The 14,834-nt window shown below is 47.6% G+C and carries 12 protein-coding genes; all 12 read left to right on the top strand.

What is annotated here, in order from left to right; genetic code table 11:
* Window positions 1–449 precede the first annotated feature (449 nt).
* The 12 genes from NSQ91_RS06560 (at window position 450) to NSQ91_RS06615 (ending at window position 14,809) form a co-directional block, all read left to right on the top strand.
* Window positions 450–827 carry a PH domain-containing protein gene (locus tag NSQ91_RS06560; protein ID WP_036680049.1) on the top strand — a complete coding sequence of 126 codons (378 nt, stop codon included), beginning with the start codon at window positions 450–452 and terminating at the stop codon, window positions 825–827.
* Between the two features lie 517 nt (window positions 828–1,344).
* On the top strand, window positions 1,345–2,922 hold the full coding sequence (gene ggt, locus NSQ91_RS06565) for a gamma-glutamyltransferase (RefSeq protein ID WP_076305704.1): 1,578 nt from the start codon (window positions 1,345–1,347) through the stop codon (window positions 2,920–2,922).
* A gap of 124 nt (window positions 2,923–3,046) precedes the next feature.
* Window positions 3,047–4,477, top strand: coding sequence for an amidase family protein (locus tag NSQ91_RS06570; RefSeq protein ID WP_256716694.1), 1,431 nt, complete (start codon window positions 3,047–3,049; stop codon window positions 4,475–4,477).
* An 899-nt stretch (window positions 4,478–5,376) separates the two neighbouring features.
* Window positions 5,377–5,547, top strand: a complete 171-nt coding sequence (locus tag NSQ91_RS06575) for a hypothetical protein (RefSeq protein WP_340012063.1) — start codon at window positions 5,377–5,379, stop codon at window positions 5,545–5,547.
* 35 nt (window positions 5,548–5,582) lie between these two features.
* Window positions 5,583–5,897, top strand: coding sequence for a hypothetical protein (locus NSQ91_RS06580; RefSeq protein ID WP_340917008.1), 315 nt, complete (start codon window positions 5,583–5,585; stop codon window positions 5,895–5,897).
* Between the two features lie 486 nt (window positions 5,898–6,383).
* Window positions 6,384–7,958, top strand: a complete 1,575-nt coding sequence (locus tag NSQ91_RS06585; RefSeq protein ID WP_076279511.1) for a PucR family transcriptional regulator — start codon at window positions 6,384–6,386, stop codon at window positions 7,956–7,958.
* A gap of 95 nt (window positions 7,959–8,053) precedes the next feature.
* The gene (locus NSQ91_RS06590; protein ID WP_340917011.1) at window positions 8,054–9,178 is read left to right on the top strand and encodes an XdhC family protein; all 1,125 of its coding nucleotides are present in this window, start codon (window positions 8,054–8,056) and stop codon (window positions 9,176–9,178) included.
* Window positions 9,120–9,692, top strand: a complete 573-nt coding sequence (locus NSQ91_RS06595) for an NTP transferase domain-containing protein (RefSeq protein ID WP_339801425.1) — start codon at window positions 9,120–9,122, stop codon at window positions 9,690–9,692. The genes NSQ91_RS06590 and NSQ91_RS06595 overlap by 59 nt, the downstream gene beginning before the upstream one ends.
* Window positions 9,693–9,946: 254 nt before the next feature.
* Complete coding sequence (locus tag NSQ91_RS06600) at window positions 9,947–11,095, top strand: BMP family ABC transporter substrate-binding protein (RefSeq protein WP_340917015.1); 1,149 nt, start codon at window positions 9,947–9,949, stop codon at window positions 11,093–11,095.
* A 109-nt stretch (window positions 11,096–11,204) separates the two neighbouring features.
* On the top strand, window positions 11,205–12,737 hold the full coding sequence (locus tag NSQ91_RS06605; RefSeq protein ID WP_076279513.1) for an ABC transporter ATP-binding protein: 1,533 nt from the start codon (window positions 11,205–11,207) through the stop codon (window positions 12,735–12,737).
* Window positions 12,734–13,876, top strand: a complete 1,143-nt coding sequence (locus NSQ91_RS06610; protein ID WP_340917019.1) for an ABC transporter permease — start codon at window positions 12,734–12,736, stop codon at window positions 13,874–13,876. Before NSQ91_RS06605 ends, NSQ91_RS06610 begins: the two co-directional genes overlap by 4 nt.
* 3 nt (window positions 13,877–13,879) lie before the next feature.
* Window positions 13,880–14,809, top strand: a complete 930-nt coding sequence (locus NSQ91_RS06615) for an ABC transporter permease (protein ID WP_042185778.1) — start codon at window positions 13,880–13,882, stop codon at window positions 14,807–14,809.
* Window positions 14,810–14,834 lie beyond the last annotated feature (25 nt).

Consider the following 14,834-nt stretch of genomic DNA (forward strand, 5'->3'; position numbering starts at 1 on the left):
AATGCCCTTCGCACCGCCAGTACCCTAAATGGCTCCGAAATCCTGTAAAAAACCATAAAAAAAGACCGTAGGGAAATTTCCCCACGGCCTTATCATTCTCCGGTTAACTGATCCGTCCGGGTGATGGCAGGAAAGGCATTTCACAATTGTGTAGTGTTATTAAATTCATACAAATGGACAGACTTCTCCCGTTATCGCCATTTACATGAGCAATGCCAGCTATCGCTTTAGGTAGCCGACTCATAACACTGTTGGTCCAATTGTGATCCATTCCTTCCACACCCCTCTCTTAGTAAATTTAATGACAGTGTAATCAAAAATCAAAAAATAAGCAAGTAAAAAGATGTCAGAGAGTATTTTTACACAGCATAGAATATGAAAAATAGAATAATATGGTTCTGTAGTGGGGGGCAAGTGGCTAAATTTAACGGATGAAAAGAGGAAGAGATATGGCACTTTTTGACGGATTAATGGGCAATGCATCGCAAGTGAATCTTACGGAGGTCCAGCGGGAATACGCACAAATTCTTGCCCCTCAGGAGAAAATTGAACGCGCCTATAAGCTGATTAGAGATATGTTCATTTTTACGGACAAGCGGCTTATTTTGGTGGATAAACAAGGTCTGACGGGCAAAAAAACAGAATATCATTCGATCCCTTACAAAAGCATCTCGCATTATTCCGTGGAGACGGCAGGGCATTTTGATCTGGATGCGGAGCTATGTATCTACATTTCCAGCAGCACGCTTCCGGTGAAGAAGACCTTCAATAAATCCGTAAATATTTACGAGGTGCAGGCCGTGTTATCGCAATATATTTTAAAATAAATTGTTTATTCGGTGTTCCAAAGCACAAGCCCCCCTAAGTAAAAGTGGCTAAGATTACTAAGGTTAGATGCAGCTAGATATATCTGAGATAGGCAGCCACAAGACATAACCGAGATAGGTAGCTATATAGCGGCAAAAGGTGACTATATATATTCGAGATAGGTAGCGATTTGGTGGCAAAAGGTCACGGTAGTACGCCATGGTAGTATGCGGCTCCCTGTAATTAAAATGATCTTATAATATTCGTAGGCGTGAATCTACAAGGTTAAACAAAGAGGACCTCTTATTTGTGCATAGCTCACAAAAAGAAGAGGTTTATTTTGCGTTTCAGCGTAACCGATTGACAAAGGATTTTCGTGTAATGTTAAATTACACTAATTAAACCAGAAGATATAGGGGGCTCGCAGAGGAACCTGCCGCAGAATATAGGAGATTGAATATGATGGAGAAACCCGCCGCAAAAAAAATAAGGAGTTGGGACATGGCGGAAAAACCCGTAAAACATAGGGGGATGGGCATGGTGGAGAAACCCGTAATAGGCACAAAAACTATGGTAGTTAGCCCCCATTATTTAGCCTCGGCTGCTGGTGCACGTATGCTGGAAAAAGGGGGGAATGCCTTTGATGCAGCGGTGGCGATCAGTGCGACATTAGCTGTAGTATATCCACATATGACGGGGCTAGGCGGAGATTCCTTTTGGTTGACCTATAACACGCAAGAGGCGCGTGTTCGGGCCTATAACGGAAGCGGGCGCTCCGGGTACGGAGTCCGCAGAAGCAGCTACGCCGGGGAAGCTTTCATCCCGCGGCGGGGGATTCGCAGCGCCATTACGGTGCCGGGGATGGCGGACAGTTGGGATGCCATACTGAGTAAGTATGGCCGCTTTACGCTGGCGGAAGTACTGGAGCCTGCCGTTGGTTACGCTTTGGAGGGGTTTCCGCTGTCGCCGGATCAGCGGAATAACACGGCTGTTGCGGGCTCTGCGCTGTCACCGGAGGCGGCAGCGATTTACACGCCAGGCGGCGTGATTCCTTGTGCTGGATCGCGATTCCAGCAAAAACAGCTGGCGGCCACCCTGCGGACATTGGCGGCGGGTGGGCGGGATGCTTTTTATAAGGGAAAGATTGCGGAGGACATCTGTGACTTTATGCTGGCATCTGGCGGGTATCTGACTCGGGATGACTTTGCGGATCATCAGGGCGAGTGGGGCGAGCCGCTTCATACGGATTATCACGGGCATACGGTGTACCAAGTGCCGCCTAACTCTCAAGGTTTCACAGGACTAATGAGTCTTAATATGTTGGAGTATTTCAATTTTGAAGCAATCGAGCATGGATCGTATGAATATTATCACCTGCTTGTTGAAGCGTTGAAGTTAAGCTTCCGCGATCGGGACAGGGTGCTTACGGATCCGGATTTTAGTGCTATACCTTTGGAGCAGCTGCTGGAAAAACGTTATGCAGGACAATTAGCGTCTGCGATTTCGATGCAAAAAGCTGCACAACTGATAAGTCAGCCTATCGGCAGTGATACAGCTTATGCTGCGGTTGTGGATGAAGACGGGAATGCGGTCTCTTTTATTCAGAGTCTGTATTTTGAATTTGGTTCGGGCGTGATCGCTGGGGATACGGGGATTTTGCTGCAGAATCGAGGTTCGTTTTTTTCGCTGGATCCCGGGCACATCAATACGCTTGAGCCGCATAAGCGCAGTTTCCACACACTGATGCCAGCGATGGCCTGCCGCGAGGGAAAACCTGCAATTCTTTATGGGACGCAAGGTGGCGAAGGTCAACCACAGACTCAAACTCTGCTGCTCACAAGGATGCTGCATTATGGCATGAATCCACAAATGGCTGTGAATGAGCCACGTTTTGTGTGGGGGAGAACGTGGGGAGAGCCTACGCAAGAACTAAAGGTGGAGAGCAGGGTAGCTGATGAGGTGCTGGCAGATTTGGCCGCAGCCGGTCATACTGTCCGGAAAGTAGATGACTATGATGGGGTTATGGGTCATGCACACGTGATTTCGATAGATGACAATGGATACCGCAGTGGGGGAACGGACCCGCGCTGCGATGGTGCGGCGATTGGGTGGTAGGTATAGGAATGATGGAGCGGCCGGAAGGACTCTGAAGGAATCGTAGGAGAAAAGGTGACGGATTCGAAAGGCTGTTAGAGGGATTGTGATAGTAATGGTGAAGGGAGGAGGAGTAATTATGGTTTTGGATAATCGGTATGGTGCGTTTATAGATCCTGAGCTTACGGTTGAGAGTTTAGGTAGCGGGATATTGGATGGACTGACCTTTGCAGTAAAAGATGTATTCGCTGTAGCTGGACACAGCTCTTCAGCAGGGAATCCTGATTGGCTGCATAGCCACCATCCGTCCACGGAGCATGCGGTGGTTGTACATCGTTTACTGTTATCGGGTGCTACACTTCGTGGTGCTGCCCATACGGATGAGTTGATGTATAGTCTGGGCGGCGAGAACCTTCATTTTGGAACGCCGATTAATCCGCGTGCTGTAGGTCGTATCCCGGGCGGATCTTCAAGTGGTTCGGCAGTAGCGGTAGCTTCTGGTAGTGTTGATTTTGCGCTCGGTACGGACACCGGTGGCTCAATTCGAGTACCTTCCTCCTATTGCGGAGTATATGGCTTTCGACCAACGCATGGAGCTGTAGATTTTCAAGGTGTTATTCCATTATCTCCGGCTTTTGATACCGTTGGCTGGATGTCAGATCGTTTGGATGTGCTCCAGAAGGTAGGGGAAGTGTTGCTTGTGGCTGGGAGTACATCTGTGAAGATGGCGAAGAAAATAGAAAGTAGTATAGAGGAAACTGTAGGGAAGAGCATGGAAAAGAATGTAATGAAAAATTTAGAGAACAACCTAGAGGGAGACATGGTGAAGACTGATGAAAATAATTTAGAAATGAGCCAGAAGGAAAGTTTAGAAACGATTTTGGAGAAACGTATTGAGAAGAGTGCTGAGAAGAGTACGGAGAAAATTTTAGAGATTGGCCCGGAAAACAAGGTGAAAAAGTATATGGAAGACAAAAATAAAATGGGTACTTTATTTGTTGCTACTGACTGCTGGGCTTTGGTTAATCTGGAGAATGCAGCTATTTTATCGGAGGGATTAAGGTGTTTGCGATCCGGGGCAGATCATCTCATGGAGATAGAAATTGCTTTGGAGGGGTTAAGGGTCTGGATGGATGTTTTTAGAGAATTGCAGGGGAATGAAATTTGGGAAACTCATGGCGTTTGGATTGAGAACGAGAAACCAGTCTTTGGGCCTGATATTGCAGCGCGATTCTCGTGGGCTGCTAGTTTGGCGGAAGAGGATCATAGTGTTGCGAAATGTAAACAAAAAGAGATTTCTAATCAGATGCGCTTGCTGCTAGGTGAGGACAATTGTCTTGTGATTCCGACAGTTCCGGGACCAGCGCCGCTGCGTGGAGGGGATTTGCGCCAATTGGAGGAGAATCGTAGCGGTGCGATGATGTTGAGTTGCATAGCAGGGTTGGCGGGTTTGCCTCAGGTAACAATACCTATGCTCTCCACAAGTGGATTGCCACTGGGATTATCCGTTATTGCCGGACATGGTCAGGATCTCCGGTTACTCTCTTGGGTGAATGAAGTGTGGCAGCAGTCCTGAGATACTGGGTGCAGTGGTCTTGAAAAAGTGATACTAAACAGACTGAAGGTACTGAACAACATATCTTGATGATACTTTTCTAGTTACTGTTAACTGGTACTCCTCCATTACCCTCTAGGAATACACTCTTGGAATACACTCTAGAAATACACTCTAGGAGTACACTCTAGGAATACACTCTAGGAATACACTCTTGGATTACACTCTAAGAATATACTCTTGGAGTACACTCTTGGAATACACTCTAGGAATACACTCTTGGAGTACACTCTTGGAATACACTTTTGGAATACACTCTAGGAATACACTCTTGGATTACATTCTAGCAATACACTCTAACGCCACACTCACTTATTCATTCACAAATTAACGAAATGCACATGTCATTCCCTCCTGCTTTTAGTTTTATTGACACCGGGGAGCCTAGTGGAGTTGCTTTTAATACTAAGGTAGTTGGAGTTAGCTCAATAGTGGGGCAGTAGTGTGAAAAAGATAAATTCAGCGCTCGATTGTGTGGTGTAAGACCAGTGGAATTAAGTGAATACGTCGCTGGAGAGAAAAGAACGGTATAAATCCCGCAGAAATCGGAGAAATGGCTAAAGAAGCTAAAAAGTACAGTATAAATCCCGTAGAATCTAGGAAAGTGGCATAAGTAACTAAAAAGAACGGGATAAATCTCGTAGAAGTCGGGGAAATGGCTGAAGTAGCTAAAAAGAACGGGATAAATCCCGCAGAAGTCGGGGAAGTGGCACAAGTAACTAAAAAGAACGGTATAAATCCCGTAGAATCTAGGGGAAGTGGCACAAGTAACTAAAAAGAACGGTATAAATCCCGTAGAATCTAGGGGAATGGCTAAATAAGCTTAAAAGAACGGTATAAATCCCGCAGAATTCGGGGAAGTGGAACAAGTAACTAATAAGAAGGGGATAAATCCCGCAGAAGTCGGAGAAATGGCTGAAGTAGCTAAAAAGAACGGGATAAATCCCGCAGAAGTCGGGGAAGTGGCACAAGTAACTAAAAAGAACGGGATAAATCCCGTAGAAGTCGGGGGAAATGGCTCAAGTAACTAAAAAGAACGGTATAAATCCCGTAGAAGTCGGGGGAAATGGCTCAAGTAACTAAAAAGAACGGTATAAATCCCGTAGAATGTGGCGAAGACACCTATGTAGCCAAAAAGAAGGGCAAAAGTGCCCTTCATCCCGGCACTTCCGGCCGAATAGCCAAAAAGAAGGGCAAAAGTGCCCTTCATCTCGGCAGTTTCGGCCAAACAGCCAAAAAGAAGGGCAAAAATGCCTCACACCTCGGCAATTCCGGCCGAATAGCCAAAAAGAAGGGCAAAAGTGCCCTTCACCTCGGCGATTTCGGCCAAACAGCCAAAAAGAAGGGCAAAAAAGCCCTCCACTTCTACCAGCAGCAGTAGATCTATAAGCGCTTGTACCTCCGCCACAGCTACAGTGGGGTGGTATTATCTCTACTCGTACGGATCTCCTACACCGCTCAATTCCCCGTCTTGCAGCGCTGGTGTGCCTGCGACTTCGATCCGATGGCCAATGCGAATGGCCCGAGAATACCCTCCCATCAACTCCCATGTTGAACCCGTAAAAACTTGTTTTTACTCGAAAGCCCTCCCTCAACTCCACCTACTATTTTCCAATCCCCTTATACAGTTCACATGAACGATATGAGCTAAAGTTCAATAATTCATAATTCATAATTCATAATTCATAATTCATAATTCATAATTCATAATTCATCATCCATGTTCAATTTGTGTTAAGTTTATTTACATATAATCATGAAATTTTAACTTTCCTCTATTCAACACGGTTCATTTTAATTATAATGTTACATAAAATAACATTATAAATCAGAAATGGTTCTATTGATCCTAATAAGGAGGGGTGGCATGCATCTTACGGTTGAAGAAGCGTTGTCCATTTATCCTTTGTCCGAGGCGAAGCTTATCGCTGGGTCTAAAGGGAAACATCGAATTGTGAAGTCAATTAATGTGATGGATGCCCCCGATATTTCGGATTGGATCAAAGAAGGCGAGATGCTGCTAACGACAGCCTACTTGATAAAGGACAATATGGAGGAAGCCTCTGCCTTGCTGCAGACTTTAAATCGCCGGGGATCTTCGGCCTTGGGCATTAAGCTGGGGCGGTTTTGGGATGAAGTACCAGAGCAACTGGTCGCAGAAGCGGAGAGTCTTAACTTCCCTCTAATCCAACTGCCGTTCGAGTTTACTTTTTCGGATCAGATGAATGGTCTGTTTCGCGCCGAGCTTAGCCGCAGCACTCACGTTCTGCAGAGCATTATGGAGAAGCAGAAAAAGCTGATGCAATTCGCCTTAAGATCTGTCCGCAGCCGTCCGTTGTTTGACTCGGTGTCTGAAGTGATTGGTCATTCACTTGTGGTGGTTAGCGCACGGGGGGATGTGATCTACAACAACTCTGAATACCATCCTTCACAGCTGCTGGAGGGGTGGCCATGGCAGAAACGGAATCAGCGCTTTCGTGTGGGAGATCATGTGAGCTACCGTACGCCACTTTTGCAAGGAGAGAAGTGTTCCGGATATCTATTGTTTTGTGCCATCGACCCTTTATTGCTCCCAATGGAAGAAAGTTTGTTTGTTCAGGGAGCTGAACTTATTTCATATCATATTCATTCAGGATACGAAGATTATTTTGAACAGGCAGAACACAGGGAGTTTAGCGGATTGCTGAGACGTTGTTTGAGTGGTAATTTATCTTACACAGAATTGGCGCAGGCTGCTCTCGATTTGGAGATTGAGCTGCTTCAATTACCATTTTGTCTCTTATTGACCGATACAGCTGCGACTGGGGAAGAACGCCAAGGGGAGCTACTCAGGCTAAAAGAAGAATATCTTGAACATCCCGGGCTGCGGGAAGTAAAGGGAATTCATGTGATCATAGATCAAGGACTTTTGTCTATATATCCGGGAGATCGTCAGCGTCCTGAACAATTTCGGGATCTAATCCAGCTTTGTTTTGACAACATGAAGTTTGATAAGGGATATTATCCGCGAGCTGCGATAAGCAGTTGTAAAGCGAAGCCGGAGGGGCTGAAGGAGGCTTTTGCCGAGGTAAAGGATTGTATGGGAATGCTTCAGGGCGGGGGAGTAAAAGGGAGTGTTGTGCATTACCGGCAGCTTGAGCTTAACCTGCTGCTCGGGCAAATCCCGGCAGAGGTTATGGAGAAATATTGTAATGGAAGTCTTAGAGGGTTGCTTAGCCGAGAACCGGAGTATGTCAGGGAAATGCTGCGGACGCTGGAAGTTTATCTAGAGAACGATGGTCATGTTAATGAAACGGCTAAGAAACTGTTTATTCATCGAAACACGGCTACCTACCGGATCGAGAAGCTTAGTGAGCTGCTGGACGTCGATTTTAAAAAAATAAATGATCTCATGAGGTTGAAGTTAGTATTCATGTTTCGGAGGATGCTCGGACGGGACTAAGGTCTGAGTTCTAAGGTCTAAGGTTTAAAGTCTAAGGTCTAAGTTCTAAGGTCTAAGTTCTGGATTGAAATGCAAACACGGAGGAGGGGTACCTCGTGAATACACATGAGATCGCCATGCATATTCAAACCCATCAGGCGCCTGCGGTGCTGGCAACGCTGATAGAGGTGGAGGGACACTCGTATCGTAAACCCGGAGCGGTGATGTTGTTTTTTGAAGGAGGTACGATTGGGAGCCTGAGTCCAGGTTGTCTGGAAAACGATCTGCAGCTGCGGACTTCTGAAATCTGGGAACGAGGGCTGCCCGAAATTGTGGAATACAACATGCTGTCTCCGGATGATCTGTCCTGGGGTGAGGTTGTCGGCTGTGGAGGCAAAATCAAAGTAGTGCTTGAACCCGTGCAGGGTCAGCTCTACAAGCTTTTAGTGCAGGCGAGTGACAGATTGGCTAGGGGAGAAAAGCTAATTCTGTTCCGCGAAGCAGTGGAGAAAGGTTTTGCCTATAAGCTGGAGCTGGATCCAGAAATTGTACTGCCGCAGAGCAAGAAACATCCGAAATTATCCCACTCGGCAAAAGAAAACCTGGCGGCAGGTCGCTTTATGGCCGCTCCAGCAGAATTGACAGCATTCCATACGTCTTTCGTATCTAAACCGCGGCTTGTGATTTTTGGCGGGGGACGTGATGTGGTTCCTATTGCGGAACTTGCTGACAGAGTTGGCTTTCGGGTAGCGGTTGCGGATTGGCGTGAAGGAAGCTTGCACAATAAGTTTCCTCGAGCTGAACAAGTAATTTGTTCCCCCATGGAGGTTGTTCAGCGATTGGGCGTAGCTCGGGAGGATTATGTATTGATTTGCAGTCATCAACTTGGGCGGGATAGACAGTTCCTGGAGAGTGTGATTCCGCTTGCTCCTCTATATATAGGGATTATCGGTTCGAAGGCGCGAATATCTCTTTTACTGGAAGGGTTTGAGGCTCCTGCATCTTTGCATGCACCTGTAGGGTTGCCGATTGGAGGAGAAGGTCCGGAGGAGATTGCGGTCAGTATTATAGCAGAAATTATTCAAATTAGAAGGGTGGGCTCACGAGAGCTGCCCAAAGGAGCGGATAGTATTGAAGGTAGCAGGAATATATTTGGCAGCGGGGCAGAGCAGGCGGATGGGTGTGTCCAAGGTTTCGCTGAAATTGTCGCAGGAGGTCTCCCTCGGGAGCGTCGCGCTTAGTGAATTGGATCGTTGCAATCTAGAACCGCTAATCGTGGTAGTGCGTGCGGATGACAACTTGGAATGGCTGCCACCCGCGATTGAGCCGCAAGGCTCCAGACGTACCGAAACTTGCTTAACCGCACATCTAGGATTGTCTTTTTCACTGCGCTGCGGCCTTAATGCGGTATTGCCTTTACAGCCCGATGCAGTAGTTGTGGCGCTTGCGGATCAGCCATTTATTACTACAGCATTAGTGAACCGTCTAATACAAACGTTTGAACAATCTCCGGAGATGGATTATGTCGCTAGCGTCAGTAATGGGTCGGCTATGCCCCCGGCTTTGTTCTCGAAGACGTTGTTTCCAGCACTACAGGGATTAGATGGAGATCGAGGAGCGGCGGGGATATTGCGTTCACCTGATTATAAGGGGATTGTTCTGGAATCTGAGTCTGCCCATTATTTCATGGACGCAGATACAAAAGAAGATTTTGGTGAGATTCAGGAGCAATGGATTCTGAAAAATGGAAAGTGAAGTAAAGAATAGTCTGGAAAGTAATCTGAAAAGTAATCTGAAATAGTGTTCCTTTTCCACCTTTGGTCATATAATATGACACGCAACTCACCTTACAAAAACCAATTAGTGCATTACACACAAAAAAAGTTCTGATTCTTATATTCCTATACAAACGTATGTTATATAAATTTACGCCAAGGCCACCTCTAAGTATAGTAGAAGTACATTAATGGTTGCAGCCATGATGAGAGATGATTTGGAGGAGGAGAATTATGAAAAAAAGGGGTCAGTTCATAACATCTTGTCTTGCATTAATGGTTCTAATGACGGTGGCTTTGGTGGGGTGTGGCAGCAATAATAATACTTCTACAAATGCAACGGAGGCACCAGCGACAACAGAGGCAACTGCAACAACAGAACCGGCTGCAAAGAAACCGACGGTTGCTTTTGTTTATATCGGACCTCCAGGGGATGGCGGCTACACGTACCAACATGATCAAGGACGGCTGTATATGGAGAAGGAGCTGGGGATTAAAGCTGACTTTGTAGAAAATGTCCCTGAAAGTGCTGACGCCGAACGAATCATCACAGAGCTTGCGCAATCACACGACATCGTGTTTACAACGAGCTTCGGATATATGGATTTTACATTAAATGTAGCGGGCAAATTTCCCAACGTGAAGTTCCTGCATGCTTCGGGTTACAAAACCGCAGAGAACATGGGGACCTACTTCGGGAAAAACTATCAGGCCAGCTATCTGAGCGGCATAGCGGCAGGGAAAATGACCAAAAATAATCAGTTGGGTTATGTAGGGGCTTTTCCGATCAGCGAAGTGATTTATAACTTGAATGCTTTTACCCTTGGAGCACAAAGTGTCAATCCTGATGTAAAGGTGAATGTGGTATGGACGAATACATGGTATGACCCGACGACTGAACGTCAAGCGGCAATCAGCTTGCTGGATAAGGGGGCGGATGTGCTTTTGGCCTATCAGGATTCACCTGCAACCCTGCAGGCTGCTGCTGAACGAGGGGCTTTTGCCGGGGGAAATGACTCGGATATGAGTAAATACGCTCCGGACAATTATTTGACGAATCCGGTATGGAATTGGGGGCCGTATTACGTAAAAGCTGTGCAGGCAGTTATGGATGGAACCTGGAAGAGCGAGCAATATTCCGGTGATATGGCTGACGGTATGGTGGAGCTGGCTCCTTTCGGGAACAAGATCCCAGATGATGTGAAAAAGCTTGTCGAAGACGCCAAAGCCAAAATTATCAGTGGTGAGCTTGAGGTTTTCACAGGTCCGATCTCAGATAATCAAGGGAATGTGAAGGTTCAGGAGGGTCAGAAGCTGACCTTGGAGGAAGTGCTGGGCATGAACTGGCTCGTAAAAGGTGTGGAAGGAACTATCCCGCAATAATGTTTAAAAATAGGGAATAAGATGTGCACAATCTATGGGTGGGGCGGGTTCCGTTAAGCGGAAACTTCCCCACCCGTACTACAACTTGAAGGAAGGAGGGGTTCAGGCCATGCGGGGAACTTCAGTTGAAATGCGGGGGATTGTGAAAAAATTCGGCTCGGTAACCGCCAGTGATCAAGTTGACTTTTCGGCAAATGCGGGTGAGATTCATGCGTTGCTTGGGGAGAATGGGGCCGGGAAGAGCACGGTGATGAGCATGCTGTCAGGGGTGTACAGAGCAGATGAAGGAGAAATCTTCATTCATGGGAAAGGTGCTCAGATCCGTTCTCCTAAAGATGCTGCGCAGCTGGGTGTAGGTATGGTGTTTCAGAACTTTAGGCTGGTGCAAAGCCTCACAGCAGCAGAAAATATCGTGCTTGGCGAAAAGTCGTCTTTCTGGCGCGGCCGTAAGTGGATGAAGAACAAACGCGAGGAGATAGAGGCATTAGCGGAACGGTTTGGACTGAATTTCCCGGTGGATCGCCCGATCTGGCAGTTGTCCGTGGGTGAGCAGCAGCGTGTTGAAATCGTTAAGACGCTGTATCGCGGGGCTGACATTATTATTCTGGATGAACCAACCTCTGTATTGACCCCGGGAGAGGTGGAACAGCTATTTGAAACGCTGCGGGTCATGAAGCAGGCAGGAAAAACGGTCATTATGACTACTCATAAAATGAAAGAGGTTATGGCGTCCTCCGATCGGATTTCCGTCATGCGCAAAGGGAAAATGATCGCCACACTGACCACGGCAGATACAGATGAACTGGAGCTGGCTCGTCTGATGGTGGGCAAGGAAGTAACCATCACCCGTCAAGAACGGGAAGCCACTGAAGGGGATTCTTTATTAGTAGTGAAAGATGTGGACGTATATGCCGATCACGGGCGAAAAGCACTGGATCACTTCTCACTGAACGTATGTAAAGGGGAGATTGTAGGCGTAGCTGGGGTAGCTGGTAACGGGCAAAAGGAACTGGCTGAAGTGTTAACAGGTCTTAGAGGCTGGAAAAGTGGTGAAATCACGTTTGATGGAAAAACGGTGAAATCGGCTTCGGTTAGAGGGGCAATTGATTCAGGAATCTCCCACGTGCCGGAGAACCGGATGAAGAGCGGTTTAGCTGGACGCCTCGGATCGGTGGATAATCTTTTGTTTAAGTCTTACCGCTCAGAGGAGCACTCCAAATTTGGTTTCTTGAAGTCCGCGAAGAACCGTTTGTGGTCACAGGAGCTGGTCCAGCGCTTTAACGTCAAAACACCTGAGCTGGAGACGCCAGTACAACAGTTGTCAGGTGGTAATCAGCAGAAGCTGCTCTTTGCACGTGAAATCAGTCATCGGCCTAAGCTGATGGTCGCCGTTCATCCGACACAAGGGCTGGATGTAGGTGCCACGGCTGGTGTTCACGACCTTCTTATGGAGTTGCGCGGTTCAGGTAGTGGCGTGTTGTTAATTTCGGAGGATTTAGATGAATTGCTTCAGTTGTCCGACCGGATTCTAGTGATCTATAACGGCTCAATTATTGGTGAGAGTACACATGAGGAAGCGAATCGAGAGAGCATCGGACTACTAATGGCTGGTATTCATAATAGAGAGGAGAGCGCCGTATGAGCCCGGAGAATGGAAGAAATACCGCAGCAGCTGTACTGGAACCCCTCCCCTCTCACTCCGGAAAACGATTCTCTCTACGTTTCGAATACGATGCCAGCCGCATCCGTTCTCCTTGGTGGACACCTATTGTATCTATAATTTTAGCGCTATTGTTGTGTGCCCTATTTATTGCGGCGAATGGCATGAATCCGGTGCTGGTCTATGAAAAAATGTTCCGTGGCGCATTTGGCACTGCGTATGGGCTCACGGAAACGATGGTTAAAGCGATCCCGCTACTCCTATGTGGGCTTGGGATTGCTGTGGCTTACCGCATTTCGGTATGGAATATTGGAGCAGAAGGCCAGTTAACTGTTGGGGCTATGGCGGCCACAGCGGTCACGATTTATTTTCCTGACTTACCTTCATTCTGGTCCCTGAGCTTAATGCTGCTGTTCGGGATTGCCGCGGGTGCGCTTTGGGGACTGCTGACTGCTATTCCGCGGACGCATTTTGGAGTGAATGAGCTAATCACTTCATTAATGCTGAATTATGTTGCCCTATTGGCGCTCGATTACGTGGTATTCGGACCCTGGAAAGATCCTAAAGGATTTAATTTCCCGGGATCCCCTATGTTTACTGCGGCTCAGTCGCTGCCTGTTCTCGGAAGTACAAGATTGCATATTGGATTGTTATTTGGACTTATCGCCGTTGTGATTTATTACTTAATGATTCGTTTTACCAAGTGGGGTTACGAGCTCCGTCTGATTGGGGCCAATCCTGTTGCAGCCAGATACGCGGGGGTTCCTATCAAGCGCCATATTATTATCGTCATGCTGATCAGTGGGGGGCTCGCCGGGATCGCTGGCATGGCGGAGGTCTCCGGTGTTACACACAAGCTGATGCAGGGCATTTCACCGGGTTATGGATACACCGCCATTATTGTGGCTTGGTTGGCCAAATTGAATCCACTCGGTCTAATCGTTACTTCTATTTTATTCGGTGGCTTAATTGTTGGCGGATATAGTGTTCAAACCATCGGGCTGCCCTCATCGATATCAGAAATGCTGCAGGGCTCCATCCTGTTTTTCTTGATTGCTGGCGATATGATCTATCGTTTCCGCATTCGTCGTAGCCGGGTTGAGCTGAAAGGGGGGAGATAGGCGATGGATTTTACAACACAGCTACTTATTGCCGCTATTTCCGCAGGGACCCCGCTGCTGCTGGCTACGCTGGGAGGCATTCTAAATGAACGAGCCGGCATTATACAGCTTGGGGCTGAAGGTCTGATGCTGATGGGAGCGGTCACCACTTGTATCGTGTATATTCGCTCCGGAAACCTGTTGCTGGCTCTGTTGGCTACCGTAGCTGTAACGGCTGTGCTTGGTTTGCTGCATTCTTTTCTCTGTGTGACCTTGCGGGCGAATCAAACGATGTCCGGTCTTGCGATGACCTTGTTCGGCAGTGGGTTGAGCGCTTATCTTGGTAAACCAATCAGCGGCATTCCTTTGCCGGGAACCTCCCCTAAGCTGCATCTGGCTTGGCTGGAAAATGTACCGTTCATCGGAAAAATATTCGGCAACATGGATTACCTAACCTGGTTCAGCCTGCTGCTAGTGCTTGCTTTGCATCTGCTAATTCACCGCACTTCATGGGGCCTGCATTTGCGGGCAGTCGGAGACAGTCCGGCTACCGCAGATGTGATGGGGATCCGTGTGCAGCTTATCCGCTACAGCTATGTGATCACCGGTGCTGCTCTCATCGGCCTGGCCGGAGCGGATATGGTATTGGCCTATGCGCCAACCTGGAATGAAGGGCTGACAGCCGGTCGAGGCTGGATTGCGGTAGGGCTAGTGATTTTTGCCAGATGGAATCCGCTGCGCGCCTTGTTCTGCGCTTACTTTTTTGGGGCATTGGATTCACTTGGCTTCCGCATTCAATTGCTGGGCAGTGCAGTTCCGCCCTATTTTCTCAAAATGATTCCGTACCTTGTGACCATTCTGGTCCTGATGTACCTGGGGTACCGCAATCGCAACAAACCATCCGGTACACCGGAGGCGCTCGGAGTTCCTTATATTCGGGAACAAAGGTTTTAAGGCAGGCTATACGAGAAGGGAAGCG

The organism is Paenibacillus sp. FSL R7-0048 (assembly GCF_038004505.1).
Lineage (GTDB): Bacteria > Bacillota > Bacilli > Paenibacillales > Paenibacillaceae > Paenibacillus_AQ > Paenibacillus_AQ odorifer.

What these genes read in the sequence shown, in the direction of transcription:
- NSQ91_RS06560 (WP_036680049.1), top strand. Translation starts at nt 450, where the DNA reads ATGGCACTTTTTGACGGATTAATGGGCAATGCATCGCAAGTGAATCTT.
- ggt (WP_076305704.1), top strand. Translation starts at nt 1,345, where the DNA reads ATGGTGGAGAAACCCGTAATAGGCACAAAAACTATGGTAGTTAGCCCC.
- NSQ91_RS06580 (WP_340917008.1), top strand. Translation starts at nt 5,583, where the DNA reads ATGGCTCAAGTAACTAAAAAGAACGGTATAAATCCCGTAGAATGTGGC.
- NSQ91_RS06585 (WP_076279511.1), top strand. Translation starts at nt 6,384, where the DNA reads ATGCATCTTACGGTTGAAGAAGCGTTGTCCATTTATCCTTTGTCCGAG.
- NSQ91_RS06600 (WP_340917015.1), top strand. Translation starts at nt 9,947, where the DNA reads ATGAAAAAAAGGGGTCAGTTCATAACATCTTGTCTTGCATTAATGGTT.
- NSQ91_RS06605 (WP_076279513.1), top strand. Translation starts at nt 11,205, where the DNA reads ATGCGGGGAACTTCAGTTGAAATGCGGGGGATTGTGAAAAAATTCGGC.
- NSQ91_RS06610 (WP_340917019.1), top strand. Translation starts at nt 12,734, where the DNA reads ATGAGCCCGGAGAATGGAAGAAATACCGCAGCAGCTGTACTGGAACCC.
- NSQ91_RS06615 (WP_042185778.1), top strand. Translation starts at nt 13,880, where the DNA reads ATGGATTTTACAACACAGCTACTTATTGCCGCTATTTCCGCAGGGACC.